At 73.7% G+C, this 16,890-nt stretch carries 15 protein-coding genes and 1 pseudogene; 5 read left to right on the top strand and 11 right to left on the bottom strand.

The window, feature by feature from the left end:
• Window positions 1-160: 160 nt before the first annotated feature.
• Together ABD207_RS11920 and ABD207_RS11915 are read left to right on the top strand one after the other, a co-directional pair.
• Window positions 161-583, top strand: coding sequence for a pyridoxamine 5'-phosphate oxidase family protein (locus tag ABD207_RS11920; protein ID WP_344012319.1), 423 nt, complete (start codon window positions 161-163; stop codon window positions 581-583).
• A 549-nt stretch (window positions 584-1,132) separates the two neighbouring features.
• Window positions 1,133-1,396: a lipopolysaccharide assembly protein LapA domain-containing protein gene (locus ABD207_RS11915; RefSeq protein ID WP_344012317.1), complete on the top strand. Its 264-nt coding sequence runs from the start codon at window positions 1,133-1,135 to the stop codon at window positions 1,394-1,396.
• A 187-nt stretch (window positions 1,397-1,583) separates the two neighbouring features.
• Here the strand turns inward: ABD207_RS11915 and ABD207_RS11910 are convergent, their stop codons facing one another.
• From ABD207_RS11910 to ABD207_RS11885, 6 genes are all read right to left on the bottom strand, one after another.
• Window positions 1,584-1,970 carry a hypothetical protein gene (locus tag ABD207_RS11910; protein ID WP_344012314.1) on the bottom strand — a complete coding sequence of 129 codons (387 nt, stop codon included), beginning with the start codon at window positions 1,968-1,970 and terminating at the stop codon, window positions 1,584-1,586.
• Between the two features lie 115 nt (window positions 1,971-2,085).
• Window positions 2,086-4,188 (bottom strand): SWIM zinc finger family protein, encoded by a 2,103-nt coding sequence (locus ABD207_RS11905; protein WP_344012311.1) that lies wholly within the window; start codon window positions 4,186-4,188, stop codon window positions 2,086-2,088.
• Window positions 4,185-7,094, bottom strand: a complete 2,910-nt coding sequence (locus ABD207_RS11900; RefSeq protein WP_344012309.1) for an SNF2-related protein — start codon at window positions 7,092-7,094, stop codon at window positions 4,185-4,187. Before ABD207_RS11900 ends, ABD207_RS11905 begins: the two co-directional genes overlap by 4 nt.
• A 198-nt stretch (window positions 7,095-7,292) precedes the next feature.
• Complete coding sequence (locus tag ABD207_RS11895) at window positions 7,293-7,871, bottom strand: sugar kinase (RefSeq protein WP_344012307.1); 579 nt, start codon at window positions 7,869-7,871, stop codon at window positions 7,293-7,295.
• Window positions 7,868-9,016, bottom strand: a complete 1,149-nt coding sequence (locus ABD207_RS11890; protein ID WP_344012305.1) for an ROK family glucokinase — start codon at window positions 9,014-9,016, stop codon at window positions 7,868-7,870. The genes ABD207_RS11895 and ABD207_RS11890 overlap by 4 nt, the downstream gene beginning before the upstream one ends.
• 76 nt (window positions 9,017-9,092) lie before the next feature.
• A complete protein-coding gene (locus tag ABD207_RS11885; protein ID WP_344012388.1) occupies window positions 9,093-9,830 on the bottom strand; it encodes a GntR family transcriptional regulator in 738 nt (245 codons plus the stop codon).
• A gap of 128 nt (window positions 9,831-9,958) precedes the next feature.
• Between ABD207_RS11885 and ABD207_RS11880 the strand changes: the two genes are divergently transcribed.
• Entirely contained in the window at window positions 9,959-10,981 is a 1,023-nt protein-coding gene (locus tag ABD207_RS11880; protein ID WP_344012303.1) for a Gfo/Idh/MocA family protein, read from the top strand.
• Between the two features lie 837 nt (window positions 10,982-11,818).
• Here ABD207_RS11880 and ABD207_RS11875 read toward each other — a convergent pair.
• The 3 genes from ABD207_RS11875 to ABD207_RS11865 form a co-directional block, all read right to left on the bottom strand.
• A complete protein-coding gene (locus ABD207_RS11875) occupies window positions 11,819-12,247 on the bottom strand; it encodes a PaaI family thioesterase (RefSeq protein ID WP_344012301.1) in 429 nt (142 codons plus the stop codon).
• A 59-nt stretch (window positions 12,248-12,306) separates the two neighbouring features.
• Entirely contained in the window at window positions 12,307-12,981 is a 675-nt protein-coding gene (locus ABD207_RS11870) for a response regulator transcription factor (RefSeq protein ID WP_344012300.1), read from the bottom strand.
• A 72-nt stretch (window positions 12,982-13,053) separates the two neighbouring features.
• Window positions 13,054-14,304, bottom strand: coding sequence for a sensor histidine kinase (locus ABD207_RS11865; protein ID WP_344012298.1), 1,251 nt, complete (start codon window positions 14,302-14,304; stop codon window positions 13,054-13,056).
• Window positions 14,305-14,483: 179 nt separating this feature from the next.
• Between ABD207_RS11865 and ABD207_RS11860 the strand changes: the two genes are divergently transcribed.
• The gene (locus ABD207_RS11860; protein WP_344012296.1) at window positions 14,484-14,684 is read left to right on the top strand and encodes a hypothetical protein; all 201 of its coding nucleotides are present in this window, start codon (window positions 14,484-14,486) and stop codon (window positions 14,682-14,684) included.
• Here the strand turns inward: ABD207_RS11860 and ABD207_RS11855 are convergent.
• Together ABD207_RS11855 and ABD207_RS11850 are read right to left on the bottom strand one after the other, a co-directional pair.
• The gene (locus ABD207_RS11855) at window positions 14,672-15,067 is read right to left on the bottom strand and encodes a guanyl-specific ribonuclease (protein WP_344012295.1); all 396 of its coding nucleotides are present in this window, start codon (window positions 15,065-15,067) and stop codon (window positions 14,672-14,674) included. The two genes, ABD207_RS11860 and ABD207_RS11855, sit on opposite strands and share 13 nt — an antisense overlap.
• 164 nt (window positions 15,068-15,231) lie before the next feature.
• Window positions 15,232-15,858, bottom strand: a complete 627-nt coding sequence (locus ABD207_RS11850; RefSeq protein WP_344012294.1) for a dihydrofolate reductase family protein — start codon at window positions 15,856-15,858, stop codon at window positions 15,232-15,234.
• 226 nt (window positions 15,859-16,084) lie between these two features.
• Between ABD207_RS11850 and ABD207_RS11845 the strand changes: the two are divergent.
• Window positions 16,085-16,822 (top strand): annotated as a pseudogene (locus ABD207_RS11845) (SDR family NAD(P)-dependent oxidoreductase).
• Window positions 16,823-16,890 lie beyond the last annotated feature (68 nt).

The following is a 16,890-nucleotide window of genomic DNA, read 5'->3' as shown; positions in this document are numbered from 1 at the left end:
GCCGATGTGGCTGCCGTGCGGCCTCCTGTCACCACACTCCGCCTGCCGCCGCCGCGCGGGCAGGGGCCATAGGTCCCTATGACCGGACGGACGGCCCCGAATGGGCGAGAGGGGCCTGTCGACCCTATCGGGCGGACGCCGCCGTGGAAAGCATGAAGGCGTGTTCACCGACGACGCCTTCCGCCCCCTGGACCGGCAGGAGTGCCTCAGGCTCCTCGCCAAGGTCCCGGTGGGCCGCGTCGTCTACACCCTGCGCGCGCTGCCCGCCGTGCTGCCCGTCAACTTCGCCCTCGACACGGACGCCTCCGTGCTGCTGCGCACCTCGCCCGGCTCCGAGCTGGTGCGCGCGGTGAACGGTTTCGTGGTCGCCTTCGAGGCGGACGACTTCGACCCGGTGACCCGGACCGGCTGGAGCGTGATCGTCACCGGCCGGGCCGCGCTGGTGACCGACCCCGCCGAACTGAAACGGCTGTCGGGCACCGGACCCACGTCCTGGATGCCCCTGCCGGATTCGGTGATCATCCGCATCGAGTCGGAGCTGGTCACCGGGCGCGAACTCCAGGGGACGTACAGCGCGGCGTGAGGGGTCGTGAGTGATCGCGTCCGGCCGCGAGGGGGCGACCGGACGCAGTGACCGGACCGAATGCCACGCACCGCAGGCCCGCCGCCCGCGTCGGCCTGAGACGGGGGATGGGGTCGTCGGCCGAGACGGAGGGCGACCGCCCGCTCCGGCGCGGGCCATCGCGATTCGATCACTCCCCAGCGTGCAGCTCCGCCCGCGCTCCCGCCCCGGGCCGACCGGCCCCGACCACCGGGACCATCGTCCTGCGAACGCGCACAAAACCCGCTGGCCCCAGCCTCCAGCGAGTCGATATCCAGCAACGCAACGCAACGGCAAGGAGGACTTGTTGAACGCCCCGCCCTCGGCTCGCTGCTCGAATTCTGCTGGTGGACCTGAGGTTAACGGACCGTCAGAAACCGCTGCCTTCTGCCTTCTCCCTTTGGGAATCTCTCAAGTTCACCGGCTGGCATCGTCCTTTTGGAGTCATCCCTCCAGCGCGTGCACTTGGAATGACACGCTTCGATATGTCTCCAAGTCGCCGGCCCTGTTGAACCCGCCGATAATGGCTTCATGGCCCGGAATGACGCACATGCGCACGGTCCGTCGACCTTGACCGTCAAGGGGCGGGACATTCGGCTGCGGACGATCGGGTTCGTCGTGCTCGCCGCCGTGGCCATCTGGTTCATCGCCGCTAACACCGGTTCGGTCACCGTCACGCTGTGGGTGTCCGACGTGACGCTGCCGATGTGGGGGATTCTCACCGTGACGCTGCTCGTGGGCGTGCTGCTCGGGTTGATCATTGCGTGGCGGCGCGACCGCCGGGCACGGCGGTAGGGGTCGGTCACGGGGTGTGGGGTTCGACCAGGGCCTCGGAGAAGGGGATGCCGGTGCACCAGGCCCTTGACCGCTTCGCGTGGGTCATGCCTTGTGTCGCGGCGTGGAGGGGCCGTGCCCGGCGGTCGCGCCGGTCGGGGTGGGCGCGGCCGCCGGGCGGTGGGACAGGTCGCCGGTCAGTGGCGGGTCAGTGGTCGCCGGGTGAGCCGGCGGAGGCCTGCTGGGCAGGCTGGTCGTGGGCGTCCGCTCCCAGCGGGGGCGCGGTGTAGCGGTCCATGCGGTGCTGGTCGCGCGGCACGGTGACCCGGCTCCGGGGTGTGTCCGCGTCGCCCGGCGGAACCGGGATCGGCCTGCGGGCGATCAGGCGGCCCACCCAGCGGCGGCCGCAGATCGGGCAGGGCGGCGCGCCCTGCGGGTCGTAGGGGGACGGCACGGGAAGTCCGTCGCGGGTGAAGTACTCCCATTCGTCGCCGTTGTCGTCGCGGTAGTACTGCACGTCGTAGTCGGCACTCCATTTGTGCCAGCAGTGCCCGCAGGTGAACTCGACACGCTCCACAGCCAGTTCGGTGATCATCGGCCTGCCTTCCTTCCGCGGTGGCGGACGCCCGGACACGTGACCCGTGACTGTTTTGTGACCATTCTAGGCGGCCTTGGGACGCGGTGCCGGAGGGCCTTTTCCGTCGGCTCTGTTACAGGTCGCCCGGCGTGTCCAGGCCGGTCAGCGCGCCGACCGGGTCCGAGTCGGGGGTACCGCGGGGCCACCAGTCGTCCTGGCCGGGCTCGGACTCGTACGCGTACCAGAGATGGTCGCGGCCCAAACGGAGCTGGACGTGCCCGCGGGGGTGGGTGAGACGGTTGCGCCAGGGGCGGAAGGCGGGCAGGTCGGCGGCGAGGAGCTGCGGGCGGGCCCGGTCGAAGCGGCCGGCCGGCGGGTCCCAGGGCTCCTCCAGGACGCGGAGTCCCTCGGGGCCGCCCTGCCGCCAGGCGGCCACCGCACGGGCCAGCTCGGCGGGGCTGCGGCCGGCGGCCTTGGAGAGGGAGGCGTAGAGGGAGCGGGTGGCCGCGGTGAGGCCGGAGCCGGGACGGGCGGCGGCGAGCCGCACCGCGTCCTGCCACAGGCTGAGGCCGCCGACCGGGTCGCGTCCGGTGGTCAGCAGGGCGTGCGCGCGGGCGGCGGCGTCACTGGCCAGCTGGTCCAGCGCGAAGGGGTCCGGGCCGCCGGGCGCCGGCGGATACACCGGCGGCTGTTCGGGATGCGGGGGCGGCGGCAGCGGGGCGGGCAGCGGAGGCCGGGCGCCGTGTGCGAGGACGTCACTGGCGCGTACCCCGGGCAGCGGCTCCGGTTCCTTCTCCTGGGCGGCGCGGGCCGCGCGGGCGGCACTGCGGCGGGACAGGTCGTCGATGACCGCGCGTTCGCCCCGGCCGCGAAGGAGAAGCAGGACGAAGGGGTCGGCGTCGAGCAGGCGGGCGGTCTGGTAGCAGAGGGCGGCGGCGTGCTTGCAGGGGTGGCCGCGGTCGGGGCAGCTGCAGTGCGGATCGAGGTCACGGGGGCCGGGCAGCAGGGGGACGCCGCACTCGGCCAGGGACTGGGGCATCTCCTTGTCCAGCAGGGCCGCGATATGACCGGGCCGGTCGGCGGCGGTGTCCAGGAAGCGCTCCCAGTCGGCGTCGGTGAAGGTGCGCAACCGTACCTGGACCCGGTACGGGCGGGGCCGGCTGCCCCGGACGTAGGCGAGCACCAGCCCCGGGGTCACGGTGATCGCGTCGACGTTCCCCCGGTCGGCATACGTCCGCCCCCGAGCCAGCCGTGCCGCGTCCAGGGCGCCCTCCTCCAGTGCGGTGACCCAGGCGTTGCCCCACCAGGTCTCGGCGAACGTGCCCTCGTGTGTCCCCTCGCCGGTGGGCCGGGCCGGGAACGCGGGGAAGGTCCGGCGGACGTCCGAGTCGCGGGCGGGGGCGGCCATGGAGCGCGGGGCGGTGAAGGCGGGGGTGGGGGCGGATTCGTCCCTTGCCGCTGTTTCCGCGGGCTTCGCATCGCCGGTGGGGCGGGGGCGGGGCCGTGCGCGTGGGTTGTCCGTCGAGGGACGGGCGGTCTCTGCTGCGGGTGCGGCGTCCCGCGCGCCGGTGTCCCGCTCCTCGGCGGTGTCCGGTTCGTCGGCGGAGGCGGGCATGCGGAAGGCGTCGGCGAGCAGTTTCCGCAGCTCGCGCGCACGGTTCTCGGCGGTGCGGTCGGCCTTCGGCGTGCGAGACGAGTGGGATGTGCGGGGTGTGCGGGGTGTCCGGGGAAGGGCCGACGGCGTGGACGTACCGCGTGGCGTGTCGTCGGTGGCGTGGCCCTCGGCGGCCCTGCGCGCTCGCAGTGCCTCCGCGCGGGCCGATCGCAGGGCCTCGCGGGCGATGTCACCGGGCCGGTGTGCGGGAGGGCGGCCGGGCTTGCCGGCGGCTGCGGGGGCCTCGGGTGCGACCGCCGGCGCATCGGGGGCGGCACCGCCCCCGTCGGCAGCGGCATCCGGTGCGGCAACGGCGTTCCCGTCGGCGCCCGGGCCACCGACGTCCCTGCCAGGGCCACCGCTGATGGGTGCCTCGGTGCCGGTGTCCGTGTCACCCCGTTCGGACCGTTCGGAGTTCGCCCGGAGGGCCTCGCGCAGGGCGGCGCGGGCCGCAGCGGCCGGGCCCTGCTTCCGGGCAGCCTCCTGCTGCTCCTTCCGCTGCGAAACCTCCTCGGCGATCTCCAGCTCCCGGGCGGCGCGCAGCGCCTCACGGACCTTGTCGGAGGGGCGTCGCTCGGTCATGACGGCCTCCGGAGGGAGACCAGGTCGGCCAGCTCGCGGTCGGTGAGCTCGGTGAGGGCGGACTCGCCGGTGCCGAGGACGGCGTCGGCGAGGGCGCGCTTGGAGTGGAGCATCTCGGCGATGCGGTCCTCGACGGTGCCCTCGGTGATCAGGCGGTGGACCTGGACGGGCTGGGTCTGGCCGATGCGGTAGGCGCGGTCGGTGGCCTGCTCCTCGACGGCCGGGTTCCACCAGCGGTCGAAGTGGATGACGTGGCCGGCCCGGGTGAGGTTCAGGCCGGTGCCGGCCGCCTTGAGGGAGAGGACCAGCACCGGGGTGGCGCCGGACTGGAAGCGGTCCACCATGCGCTCCCGTTCCGGTACGGGTGTGCCGCCGTGCAGCAGGTCGACCGGGACCGCCCGCTCGGCGAGGTGGGCGGTGATGAGGCGGGCCATGCCGACGTACTGGGTGAAGACGAGGGCCGAGCCGTCCTCGGCGAGGAGGGTGTCCAGCAGCTCGTCGAGCAGGGCGAGCTTGCCCGAGCGGGCCGCGAGCCGGTCGGCGCCGGCGCTGGTGTGCTCCTCCTTCAGGTAGAGGGCGGGGTGGTCGCAGATCTGCTTGAGCGAGGTCAGCAGCTTCAGCACCAGGCCGCGGCGGCCCATGCCCCGGGCGGTCCCGATGGCGAGCATCGACTCGCGCACCACCGCCTCGTAGAGCGCGGCCTGTTCGCGGGTGAGCGGCACGGGGTGGTCGGTCTCGGTCTTCGGCGGCAGCTCGGGGACGATGCCCGGGTCCGACTTCTTGCGGCGCAGCAGGAAGGGCCGCACCAGGCGGTGGAGGCGCTGCACCGCCTCCTCGTCCTCGCCGGTCTCCACGGCGCGGGCGTGCCTGGCGCGGAAGGACTTGAGGGGGCCGAGCAGTCCGGGGGTGGTCCAGTCGAGGAGGGCCCACAGCTCGGAGAGGTTGTTCTCGACGGGGGTGCCGGTGAGGGCCACGCGTGCGGGTGCGGGGATGGTGCGCAGCGCCTTCGCCGTGGCCGAGTGGGGGTTCTTGACGTGCTGGGCCTCGTCGGCGACGACCATCCCCCAGCGCTGTGCGGCCAGTTCGGGGGCGGCGGAGCGCATGGTGCCGTAGGTGGTGAGGACGAAGCCGCCGTCCAGGTCGTCCAGGGTGCGGTCGGGGCCGTGGAAGCGGCGCACGGGGACGCCGGGTGCGAAGCGGGTGATCTCCCGCTGCCAGTTGCCGAGCAGGGAGGCGGGGCAGACGACCAGGGTCGGCTCGCTGCGGGCGCGCTTCAGGTGCAGGGCGATGAGGGTGACGGTCTTGCCGAGGCCCATGTCGTCGGCGAGGCAGCCCCCCAGGCCCAGCGAGGTCATCAGCTCCAGCCAGGCCAGGCCGCGCAGCTGGTAGTCGCGCAGGGTGGCGGCGAGTCCGGGCGGTGGTTCGGCGGGGCGTACGCCGGCGGTGAGGCGGTCGCGCAGGGCGGCGAGGGCGCCGGTCGGCACGGCCTCGACGGTCTCGCCGTCGACCTCGGCGCTCCCGGTGAGGGCGACGGACAGCGCGTCGACCGGGTCGAGCAGGCCCAGGTCCCGTTTGCGGGCCTTGCGCACCAGCGCCGGGTCGACGAGCACCCACTGGTCGCGCAGCCGCACGATCGGGCGGTGCGCCTCGGCGAGGGCGTCCATCTCCGCGTCGGTGAGCGGGTCCCCGCCGAGGGCGAGCTGCCAGCCGAAGCGCAGCAGGTCCTCGCTCTCGAAGAAGCCGGTGCCGTCGGTCGCCGAGCCGGGCGCGGGGCGGACCACTGCCTTGGCGGTCAGGTCCTGGGCCAGGTCGCGCGGCCAGTGCACGGCGACCCCGGCGGCCGCGAGGCGGGTGGCGGCCACGCCCAGCAGGTCGTTCAGCTCGTCTTCGGACAGGGCCAGCACATCGGGGACGTCCTGGTCGGAGAGCCGGTCCAGCGGGGGCCAGACCCGGGCCGCCCGGCGAACGGCGAGGGCGGTGTCCACGCGGGCGCGGGGGCCGAAGGCGCCGTCGGCCTCGCCCGCCCACAGGGCCGCGGCGTCGGCGACGAGGGTGGGGTCGGCGAGGCTGTGCACCTGCACGATCGCCGCGCCGGCGCTGCGGGTGCCGGCGGAGGCGCCGGAGGGGCCGGTCTCGTCGAAGAGGTCGTAGGCGGACAGGTCGAGGCGCAGGGAGATGCGGACGCCCGCGTCCATGCCGGCGGCGACCTCGGCGGCCCAGTCGCGCGCCTGGGGCAGCCGCTGGGGTGCTCGCGCGGCGAAGGGGAGCCCGGAGGCGTAGGGGGCGGCCGGGGTGCGGGGCAGGGCGTCGGCGACGGCGTCGAGGAAGGCGCGCACCAGCGCCCCGGGCTGGGGCAGGCGGACCGGGCCGGGGCCGGGCAGCGGGACGGCATGTCCCTCGTACGGCAGGGCGGCGGCCACGGCTCGCAGGTGGGCCACGTCGTCCGGTTCCAGCGGGCCGGCCCGCCAGGCGTCGTGTCCGGTGGGCGTGAGCCCGGGGAGCAGCCGGCCGCGGGCGGTGAGCCGCAGGGCGTGCAGGGCGGCGGCGCCCCAGCAGGCGGTGGCCGGGTGGGCGCCGGGATGGTGCCGCGCCCGGACCAGCAGCGGGAGGGCCTCGTCGAGGGGCAGGGAGAGGGCGGGGACGGTGCGGCGCCGCACTCCGCTGCCGTGGGGGCGGACGACGGTCAGCTCCGTGGCCCGCTCCGCTCCCCCGCCTCCGGGGTCGGGCGGCGGGTCGCCCTCGGGGTCGTAGAAGGCGATGCGTCCGTCGCGCGGGAGGGGTGCGGGCTGGAAGACGGCCGGGAGGTGGAGCGGTGCGTCCGGCTCGCCCGAGCCGGTGGACCCGGGCGCGGATCGGGGTGTGGTCGCACGCTCGGCCGGCGCGGCTGCCGCGGCCCCTTCGGTCATACGCCCTGTCACCTCCCGCCCGTCTGCCCGGTCAGTCGTCTTCGACTCTACGGGCGGGGTCTGACAACCGGCCCCGGCGGCCGGCCGGCGGCGGACGAGCCCGGTCGGCCGCGCCGGAGTTCACGGCCTCGTTGGCCGCCGTTCACCGCCGGGGCGGTCGCCCTCGGGGCCTGGTCCGTCGCCAGGGCACGGGCCCTGTCAGGGCACGGTCCGGGAGACGACGTACACCCTGGGGTAGCCGGGCTTGTTGTGGTTGACCATGACTTCCCGGGTGGGCTTGGGGTTCTTCTGCTTGTGGACCAGGCCGGACCAGGTGCCGGGGCCGTCGAAGCGCCAGCCGGTGATCCTGCGGTCGCGTTCGCCGATGGTGACGTCGCCGCGGTTCAGGTCGGCCTCGGTGACGCCCATGCTGGTGAGGAACGCGTCCAGGCCCGCGTCGGTGGTCTCGAACTCGACGTAGAGGCGGCTGGTCTTCCAGTTGTTGGTCTCGTAGTAGGCCACCCACCAGGCGGGGTGCGGGATCGGCACCTCGTAGATGCGCCGCTGCACCTTGGAGGGCCAGCCCTCGGCGAGGCCGGTGGAGGCGTACTTCGCCTCCTTGTCCTTGCCGCTGGCGCGGCTCTGGTTCGCGGAGATCACCAGATAGCCGGCCGGGATGCCGATGAGCAGCACGATGATCAGCAGGGTGAGCGCCCGGCGGCGGATCATGTGCCGGCGGTCCTCGGGCGGCCGGGGCCGCTCGGGGACGCCGCTCTGACGGGGAAGGTCACTGGTCACAGGGCCTCCCGGGTCGTCCTGCGGAACTGTGCGTACTTCTCATACTTCTCGTACCGCTCGACGCGGCGGCGCTTGGCCCGGCGGAAGCGGCGGGCGACCAGGCGGGCCAGGTCGGCCGCTCCGACCATGCCGGCCTCGGGGCCGAGCTGGGCGCGCACGACGCGGGCCTCGGGGCGGTAGCCGCGTCCGGTGAGGTGCCGTTTGAAGGCGTCGCGGGCGGGTCCGATGAGCAGGTCGTCGGCGGAGGAGACGCCGCCGCCGATGACGAAGCAGGACGGGTCGAGGGCGGCGGCGAGGTTGGCGATGCCGACGCCGAGCCACTGGCCGATGTCCTGCAGCAGCTCGATGCACATGGCGTCGCCCTCGCGCGCCAGGTCGGTGATCATCGGGCCGGTGATGTCGGCGATGTTGCCCTTGACGTGCTCGATGATCCCGTAGGCGACGGGCGAGTCGGCGGCGGCCAGCTCGCGGGCCTCACGCACCAGGGCGTTGCCCGAGCTGTACTGCTCCCAGCAGCCGCGGTTGCCGCAGGGGCAGCGGTGTCCGCCCGGGACGACCTGCATATGGCCGAACTCGCCGGCCACGCCGTACTTGCCGCGCTTGACCTGGCCGTCCTCCAGGATGGCGCCGCCGATGCCGGTGCCGAGGGTGATCATCACCAGGTGGTCCTCGCCGCGCCCCGCGCCGAAGCGCCATTCGGCCCAGGCGGCGGTGTTGGCGTCGTTGTCCACCAGGACGGGCACCGCGAGGCGGTCGGCGATGCGGTCGCGCAGCGGCTCGTTGCGCCAGGAGAGGTGGGGGGCGAACAGCACCCGGTTGCGGTCGGCGTCGACCCAGCCGGCGGCGCCGATGCCGACGGCGTGCACGTCGTGCCGGTCGGAGAGGTCGAGGACCAGTTCGACGATGGTGTCCTCGACGACCTTGGGGCTCTTGGACTTGTCGGGGGTCTCGGTGCGGACCTTCTCGAGGATGTTGCCGTCCGCGTCGACGACACCTGCCATGACCTTGGTACCGCCGATGTCGATGCCCACCGTCGGGACGCGGGGTGCCGACAGGTGGGACCGGCGTTCCCGGGTGCCGACGGTTCGGAGGACCGGTGCACGCCGGGAGCCGATAGGGGCGGTGAAGTCGCGGTAGGTGCTCATCGGGTGCGATTCTGCCGTACCGCTCCCCCGGGTGCCGAACGTCCGGGTGCCGGGCGGGCGCGGGCGTCCCGGCGGTTCAGCTCCTGACCAGCAGCTGGAACTCGAAGCTGTAGCGGGACGGGCGGTAGGTGTGTGTGCCGTACTCCACAGCACGGCCGGTGTCGTCGTAGGTGACGCGCTGCATGGTGAGCAGGGGGGCACCGGGCTCCTCGGTGAGGCGCTCGGCCTCGGCCGGGGTGGCGGCCCGGGCGCCGATGGTCTGGCGGGCGCTGTGCAGGGTGATGCCGGCGGCGCGCATCAGGCGGTACAGGCCGGTGGCCTCCAGCTGGGCGGTCTCCAGGTCGAGCAGTCCGGGCGGGAGGAAGTTGCACAGGTACGCCATCGGCTCGCCGTGGGCCAGGCGGAGGCGTTCGATGCGGTGAACCTCGCTGTCCTCGGGCACGCCGAGCGCGGCGGCGACCTCGGCGGAGGCCGAGACCATCGTGTTGACCAGCACCTTCGTGGCGGGGCGCTGGCCGGCCGACTCCAGGTCGTCGTAGAGGCTGCTCAGCTCCAGGGGGCGTTTGACCTGGCTGTGCACCACCTGGGTGCCGACCCCCCTGCGGCGCACCAGCAGGCCCTTGTCGACCAGCGACTGGATCGCCTGGCGGACCGTCGGGCGGGACAGGCCGAGCCGGGAGGCCAGCTCGATCTCGTTGCCCAGGAGGCTGCCTGGGGTCAGCGTGCCGTGTTCGATCGCGGCCTCCAACTGCTGGGCCAGCTGGAAGTACAACGGCACGGGGGAGCTGCGGTCGACGCTCAGCTCCAGCTGCACGGTCGGGTCGACATCTGGTTTCGGCACGGCCCGAGCGTAGCTCTGTGAGCTGTTGACGGGAAGTTGTGAAGTCACATTGTCCGGACATACTGATTGACAGGGAGGGGTGCGACCCGCACTTTGTTTCCATGCGCATCGGGGTCATCGGTACAGGCCGCATCGGAACCCTTCACGCCCACACGCTCAGCAGGCACCGCGACGTCGGCTCGCTGATCCTCACGGACGCCGATCCCAAGCGCGCCCAGGCGCTCGCCCACCGGCTCGGCGAGACCGCGGCACCGGGCGTGGACGAGATCTACACCTGGGGTGTGGACGCGGTAGTGATCACAGCAGCCACCTCGGCCCACGCCGAGCTGATCGGACGCGCGGCGCGCGCCGGTCTGCCGGTGTTCTGCGAGAAGCCCATCGCCCTCGACCTGCCGGGCACCCTGCAGGCGATCGGGGAGGTGGAGACGGCGGGGACCGTGCTGCAGATGGGGTTCCAGCGCCGGTTCGACCGCGGGTACGCGGGCGCACGCGAGGCGGTGCGGTCGGGCCGGCTGGGCCGGCTGCACACCGTGCGGGCGATGACCAGTGACCCGGAGCCGCCGCCCGCCGGGTATCTGCCGCAGTCGGGCGGGCTGTTCCGGGACACGCTGATCCATGACTTCGACATCCTGCGCTGGGTGACCGGCCGGGAGGTCACCGAGGTGTACGCCACCGGCTCCGACGCCGGGCCCGCGATGTTCCGGGACGCGGCCGACATCGACACCGGCGCGGCGCTGCTCACCCTCGACGACGGCACGCTGGCGACGGTCACCGCGACCCGGCTGAACGGCGCGGGCTACGACGTGCGCATGGAACTGGCCGGTGAGCGGGACCAGATCGTCGTCGGGCTGGACGACCGCACCCCGATCGCGTCCACCGAACCGACCGGGCCGCCGGCCGCGGACAAGCCGTGGACCGGGTTCCTGGAGCGGTTCGGCCCTGCCTACGAGGCGGAGTTGAGCGCCTTCGTCGAGGTGGTGCTGGGCGAGCGGGCCAACCCCTGCGACGGGCGGGAGGCCCTGGAGGCGCTGCGCATCGCGGAGGCGTGCGAGATCTCCCGGCGCGAGCACCGTCCGGTCCGGCTGGCGGAGATCCAGGGCGGGGCACCGGTGCCCTTCGGGTGAGGCGCGGCCTCCGGGATCGCGGAATGGCCGATGTGGGGCCGCCTTCTTGAGTTGCGGAACGGCCGTTGAGGGGCAGCCCCTTCTGGGTTGCGGAGCCACCGTTGAGGCCGCCTTCGGGGCTGCGGAACGGCCGTTGCGGGGCAGCGCCTTCTGGGTTGCGGAACCGCCCGTTGAGGGGCCGCCTTCGGGGCTGCGGAACGGCCGTTGCGGGGCAGCGCCGTGTGGGTTGCGGAACCGCCCGTTGAGGGGCCGCCTTCGGGCTGCGGAACCGGCGTTGAGGGGCAGCGCTTCTGGGTTGCGGAACCGGGGGTCCGGAGAGGGACGGGTGTCAGGGGTGCGGCACGGTCGTCGGGGGGCGGCGGCCGTGCGCCGGGAACGGCGGCCGTGCAGCAGTGGCAGCGGCCGTACCGCTGGCACGGCGACCGTGCGGCGGGAGCGACGGCCGTGCGGCGGGCACGCCCGTGCCGCGGCACCAACGGCCATGCGGCGGGAGCGGCGACCATGCGGCCGGCACGCCGCCGCTGCCGTAACAACGGCCATGCGGCCAAAGCCGCGTGTCTGAACGGCGGCCATGCGGCCGGCACACCCGCGCCGCCGTAACAACGGCCATGCGGCGAAAGCGGCGACCATGCGGCCGGCACGCCGCCGCTGCCGTAACAACGGCCATGCGGCGAAAGCGGCGACCATGCGGCCGGCACGCCGCCGCTGCCGTAGCAACGGCCATGCGGCGAAAGCCGCGTGTCTGAACGGCGGCCATGCGGCCGGCACACCCGCGCCGCCGTAACAACGGCCATGCGGCGAAAGCCGCGTGTCTGAGCGGCAGCCGGCGCCGGTGCGTCAGCGTGCCGGGATCGGCAGCACCGTGCCCTGGGCCACCGCGCAGAGCGTCTCGGTGCCGTCGTCGCCGATCATGAACAGGTCGCAGCGGACCACGGCCTGGCGCCTGCCCGCATGCACCACCTCGGCGCGGGCCCGCAGGGTCCGGCCGACCGCCGGGCGCAGGTACTGGACGGAGAAGCCGCCGGTGAGGACGTGCGGGCCGAGTGCGGCGCCGCCGGCGAAGGTGAGGGCGTTGTCGGCGGCGTAGGAGAGGACACCGCCGTGCAGGAAGCCGTGCTGCTGGTGGAGTTCCTCGCGCACGTCGAGTTCGAGGGTGGCGCCGCCGTCGCCGAAGGCGGTCAGCCGCGCGCCCACCAGCCGGCTGAAGGGCTGGCTGTCCAGCGCCTGACGGGCCGTGTCGAGGTCGAGGGCGGCGATCTCGGTCATGGGAGAGGGACTCCTTCGGGCGGGCGACCACATCGGACGACGACGCGCCTCAGTCTCCCTCAGTGCTCCTCCGCGTCCTCCAACAGGCCCGCGTCATAGGCGAGCAGGGCGATCTGCACCCGGTTGTTGAGATCGAGCTTGGCCAGGATGCGGGAGACATGCGTCTTCACGGTGGCCACGCTCATGAACAGCCGCGCGGCGATCTCGGCGTTGGCCAGGCCCTTGCCGACCGCGACGGCGACCGCGCGTTCGCGGTCGTTGAGGGCGGCGAGGCGCTCGCGGGCGCGGGCGTGCCGGGTGTCGGCGGCGGTGCCGGCCGCGTGCTGCATCAGCTGCCGGGTGACGGTGGGCGAGAGCACGGGGTCCCCGGCGGCCACCCTGCGCACCGCGTCGATGATCTCGGCGGGCGGAGTGTCCTTGAGGACGAAGCCGGCGGCTCCGGCGCGCAGCGCGCGCAGCACCTGCTCGTCGGCGTGGAACGTGGTGAGGACCACGACCTGCGGCGCGTCCGGGCGGCCGCGCAGCCGCTCCGTGGCGGTCAGACCGTCCGTGCCCGGCATCCGGATGTCCATGAGGACCACGTCGGGGCGGGTGCGGTCCACCAGCTCCTCGACCTCGCCGCCGTCCGCGGCCTCGCCGACGACCTCGATGTCGTCGGCGCCGCCCAGCATGAAGGACAGTCCGGCGCGCACCAGCGGGTCGTCGTCGACGAGGAGCAGTCTGATCGCTGTCATGGGCCCTACGTAATCATGGTTGCCGGGGTGCATGGACATGCTCACCGTCGCTCGCCGGGGCGCGGCATCCGCTCACGCCCACGGCAGATGCGCGCGTACCTCGAAGCCGCCGTCGGGTGTCGGGCCGTGCTCCAGGGTGCCGCCGGTGAGGGTGGCCCGCTCGGTGAGCCCGATCAGGCCCTGCCCGGCCCCGGGCACATGCGGGACCTCTCCCTCGGGGCGGGGGTTGCGCACGGCGACGGTCAGGCCCTCGCCGGGGCCGCCGGAGACGTGCACGGTGACCTCCGTGCCGGGAGCGTGCTTGCGGGCGTTGGTCAGGCCCTCCTGGGCGATGCGGTAGGCGGTGCGGCCGATGGAGGCGGGGACGGCGGCGGGGTCGCTCACACGGTGCTCGAGGACGACCTTCATGCCGGCCTCGCGGGACTCGGCGACCAGGGTGTCCAGGGCTGCGAGGGTGGGCTGCGGCCGGCCCGCGTCGTCGGCCTCTCCGGCCCGCAGGACGCCGATGATCTCCCGCAGGTCCTGCAGTGCCTCGTGGGCGCTCTCCCGGATGACGCCGGCCGCGCGGGCGATCTCCTCGCGGGGCGCGTCGGGCCGGAACTCCAGCGCACCGGCGTGCACGCTGAGCAGGGTCAGCCGGTGGGCGAGGACGTCGTGCATCTCCCGGGCGATGGCCTCGCGGGCCAGCCGCTGCGCCTGTTCGGCGCGCAGCCGGGCCTCGGTCTCGGCGCGCCGGGCCTGGTCGCGCAGGCTGAGCAGGAGCTGCCGTTTGGACCGGGCGAGCATGCCCCAGCCGGCGACGGCGGCGATCAGCACCCAGGTGAACAGGACGGCCGCGATGTAGGGCAGTCCGGGTTCGGGGCGCAGCCAGTAGTAGAGGGGCTGCGAGACGAAGTCGACGCCGGCCACCCAGGCCACGTAGCGGAAGGGCCGGTGCACGGCGAGGGTGAAAAGGGCGATCAGGGAGGCGCCGCCCGCGGTGACCGAGACATAGCTGACGGGGATCATCGCCACCGCCAGGCCGAGCGGCCGGCGGCGGCGGAGCCAGACGGCGCCGCAGGCCAGCGCGCCGATCAGCTGGTCGGCGACCTGCAGGCCCGGCGACAGGTCGGAACTCTCCATGGAGTCGATGGAGAGCAGTCCGATGAAGACGGCGATCAGGAAGCAGGTGAAGTCGACGCCCCAGTCGCGCACGGTGCGGCGGGGGCGCCGGCCGCCCTCCCGCTGCGACTCCGGATCGAGCGCCGCGACCAGTGCCGACGGCAGCAGCCAGCGCCGCGACGGGAACACCGCGGTGGCCGGGGCCTGTTCGTCTGTCCTCACGGTCGGCAAATCTACGCAGGGCGACGCCGCTGAGCCGCCGCGCGGCCCGGATCGGCGACCGAAGTCGCACCGGCGCAGACTTTCGGCGCACCGGCCGCCGCGGAACGCCTTCTTCGGTAGCTCCGCCTCCCGCCCGGCGGCCGATGTGCACGCGAGGGGCACGGGCGAGGCTGGGCGTCATGAAGCGACTGCTGGAGTTCCTGGGCGTCCTCGCCGTGCTGCAGGGTGTGGCCGGTCTGCTGCACGAGTTCACCGGCTGGCGGTGGGGACTGGTGCAGCGGATCGGCTTCCTCGACCGCTACGGGGTGTATGTGAGCGCCGCCCTGCTGGTGCTGGGCGGCGCTCTGTTCGCTGCGGCGGCGAGCCGTCAGCAGCCGTAGTCGACGAGGTCGAACGAGGCGTAGTGGTCGGCGGTGTAGTAGTCCTCCTGGTATTCCTGGCCGGTCACGATCCGGCGGGCGCCGCGGTCGGGGGAGTTGGGCGTGATCACCGTGTACTCGTGGTAGTAGCCGGTGGATTGACTGGGCAGGATGCCTTCCCGGTTCTGGAAGACGGAGCCGTCCTGCTCGAACGGGAAGGGGCCGCCCTGCTCGATCAGGTCGAGGGTGTCGTGCGCCTGTGGGGGGAGGTCGCTGGAGCAGATGTCGCCGACGGCGGTCGTGCCGGCGCCTGCGGGGGTCGCGGTGACGGTGCCGCCCACGAGGAGGGCGGACAGGATTGCGGCTGCGGCGCCGGTCCGTGCGGCGCGTGGGGGGAATCGCATGGCCTTCATACTGACGCGCGTAGACGTTGGCATGTCAACGACAAGGTTGAAGACCTTCCCTGTTTCTCCCCCTTATCGACAGGCCGCGGTCGCAGAGCCTTCACCGCGCGCCGCAGCCCGGTCCCCCGCGCCGGGCGGCGGCGCTCGTCACCGGAGCAGCGCGATCACGCGTTCTCCGGCAGCTCGTAGGTGCCGTACTCCGGGCGGCCGACCCGGTCGTACGACTGGATGGACACGCCCGTGCTGGTGATGCTGCCGCCGGTGTGCCGGAAGGCGGTCGGCCGTGAGCCCTCCGGGAACAGGCGGCGGCCGGCGCCGAGGACGACCGGGAAGGTCAGCAGATGGAGGGTGTCCACCAGGTCGGCGGCGAACAGGGACTGGGCGAGGGCGCCGCTGCCGTGCACCTGGAGCTCGCCCTCGGTGCGCTCCTTCAGCGCGGTGACCTCCTTGGCGAGGTCCCCGGCGATCACGGTGGTGTTGGACCAGGCGGGGTCGGTGAGGGTGCTGGAGGCCACGTACTTGGGCAGGGAGTTCAGCTTGCCGGCCACCGGGTCCTCGGGGTCGGTCACCTTCGGCCAGTGGGCGGCGAAGATGTCGTAGGTGCGGCGGCCGAGGAGAAAGGCGCCCACGCGCGAGAAGACGTCGCCCATGAACCGGCCGAAGTCCTCGTCGCCGTACGGGACGCTCCAGCCGCCGTGCTCGAAGCCGTCGCGGGTGTCCTCATTGGGCCCGCCGGGTGCCTGGTAGACGCCGTCCAGGGTGACGAAGGTGGTGACAACGAGCTTGCCCATGACGGGTGCCTGCCCTTCTCGATGTGCCTTCCCGGAGTGCTGTCTCCGGGGCGGTCTGTCCGGTGCGGTTTCTCGGTCATCAGCTCAGACCGCGGCGGGGCCCGCAACTCATCGGTGCGGCGGGAATTCGATGTCCGTTCGCCGCCGGCGCCGCCGGATCCGGGCCGCTGGGATGGAGGCATGAAGACCGGGCCGCTGGGATGGAGGCAAGAAGACACGGTCGAACGTGACAACGGACCTGTCCGGCAAGGCGGCCCTGGTGACCGGCGGCGGCCGCGGCATCCGCGCGGCGACGGCCCTGCGGCTGGCGCGGGAGGGCGCGGACGTGGCCGTGACCTATGTGCAGGGCAAGGACGCCGCCGAGGACGTCGTACGGGAGATCCAGGCGATGAGCCGACGGGCCGTGGCGCTGTGGGCGGACCAGGCCGACGCGGCGGAGGCGGCGGGGGCGGCGGAAGGCGCGGCGGACGCGCTGGGCGGGCTCGATGTGCTGGTCAACAACGGGGGTGTCGGACTGCTCGGCCGGTCGAGGGGACATCTCGCCGGCCGACGTGGACCGGGTGCTGGCGGTCAATGTGCGGGGCGTCTTCCTCACCTCCCGGGCGGCGGCCGCCTGCATGGACCGGGGCGCCCGGATCATCACCGTCGGCGGCTGCCTGGCGCTGCGCGTGCCCGGCCCCGGCGCCACGCTGTACGCGATGACGAAGTCGGCCCTGGTCGGCCTGACGAAGGCGCTGGTACGGGAGTTGGGGCCGCGGGGCATCACCGCCAACATCGTCCACCCCGGCCCGGTGGACACCGCGATGAACCCGGCCGACGGCCCGTTCGCCGGGGCCCAGGCCTCGCTGACCGTGCTCGGCCGGTTCGGCCGGCCGACGAGGTGGCGGCGACGATCGCCCGCCTGGCGTCGGCCTCGTACGTCACCGGCGCGGAGTTCGCGGTGGACGGCGGCCACGCGGCCTGAGTCCGGGGCGGGTCGGCGTCGTCACAGGCTCCGGGCCGCGAGTGCGGTCGCGGCCCGGAGCCTGACCG

The organism is Streptomyces thermospinosisporus, from assembly GCF_039526425.1.
Taxonomy (GTDB): domain Bacteria; phylum Actinomycetota; class Actinomycetes; order Streptomycetales; family Streptomycetaceae; genus Streptomyces; species Streptomyces thermocarboxydovorans.
This window is presented reverse-complemented; position numbering and strand designations above follow the sequence as displayed.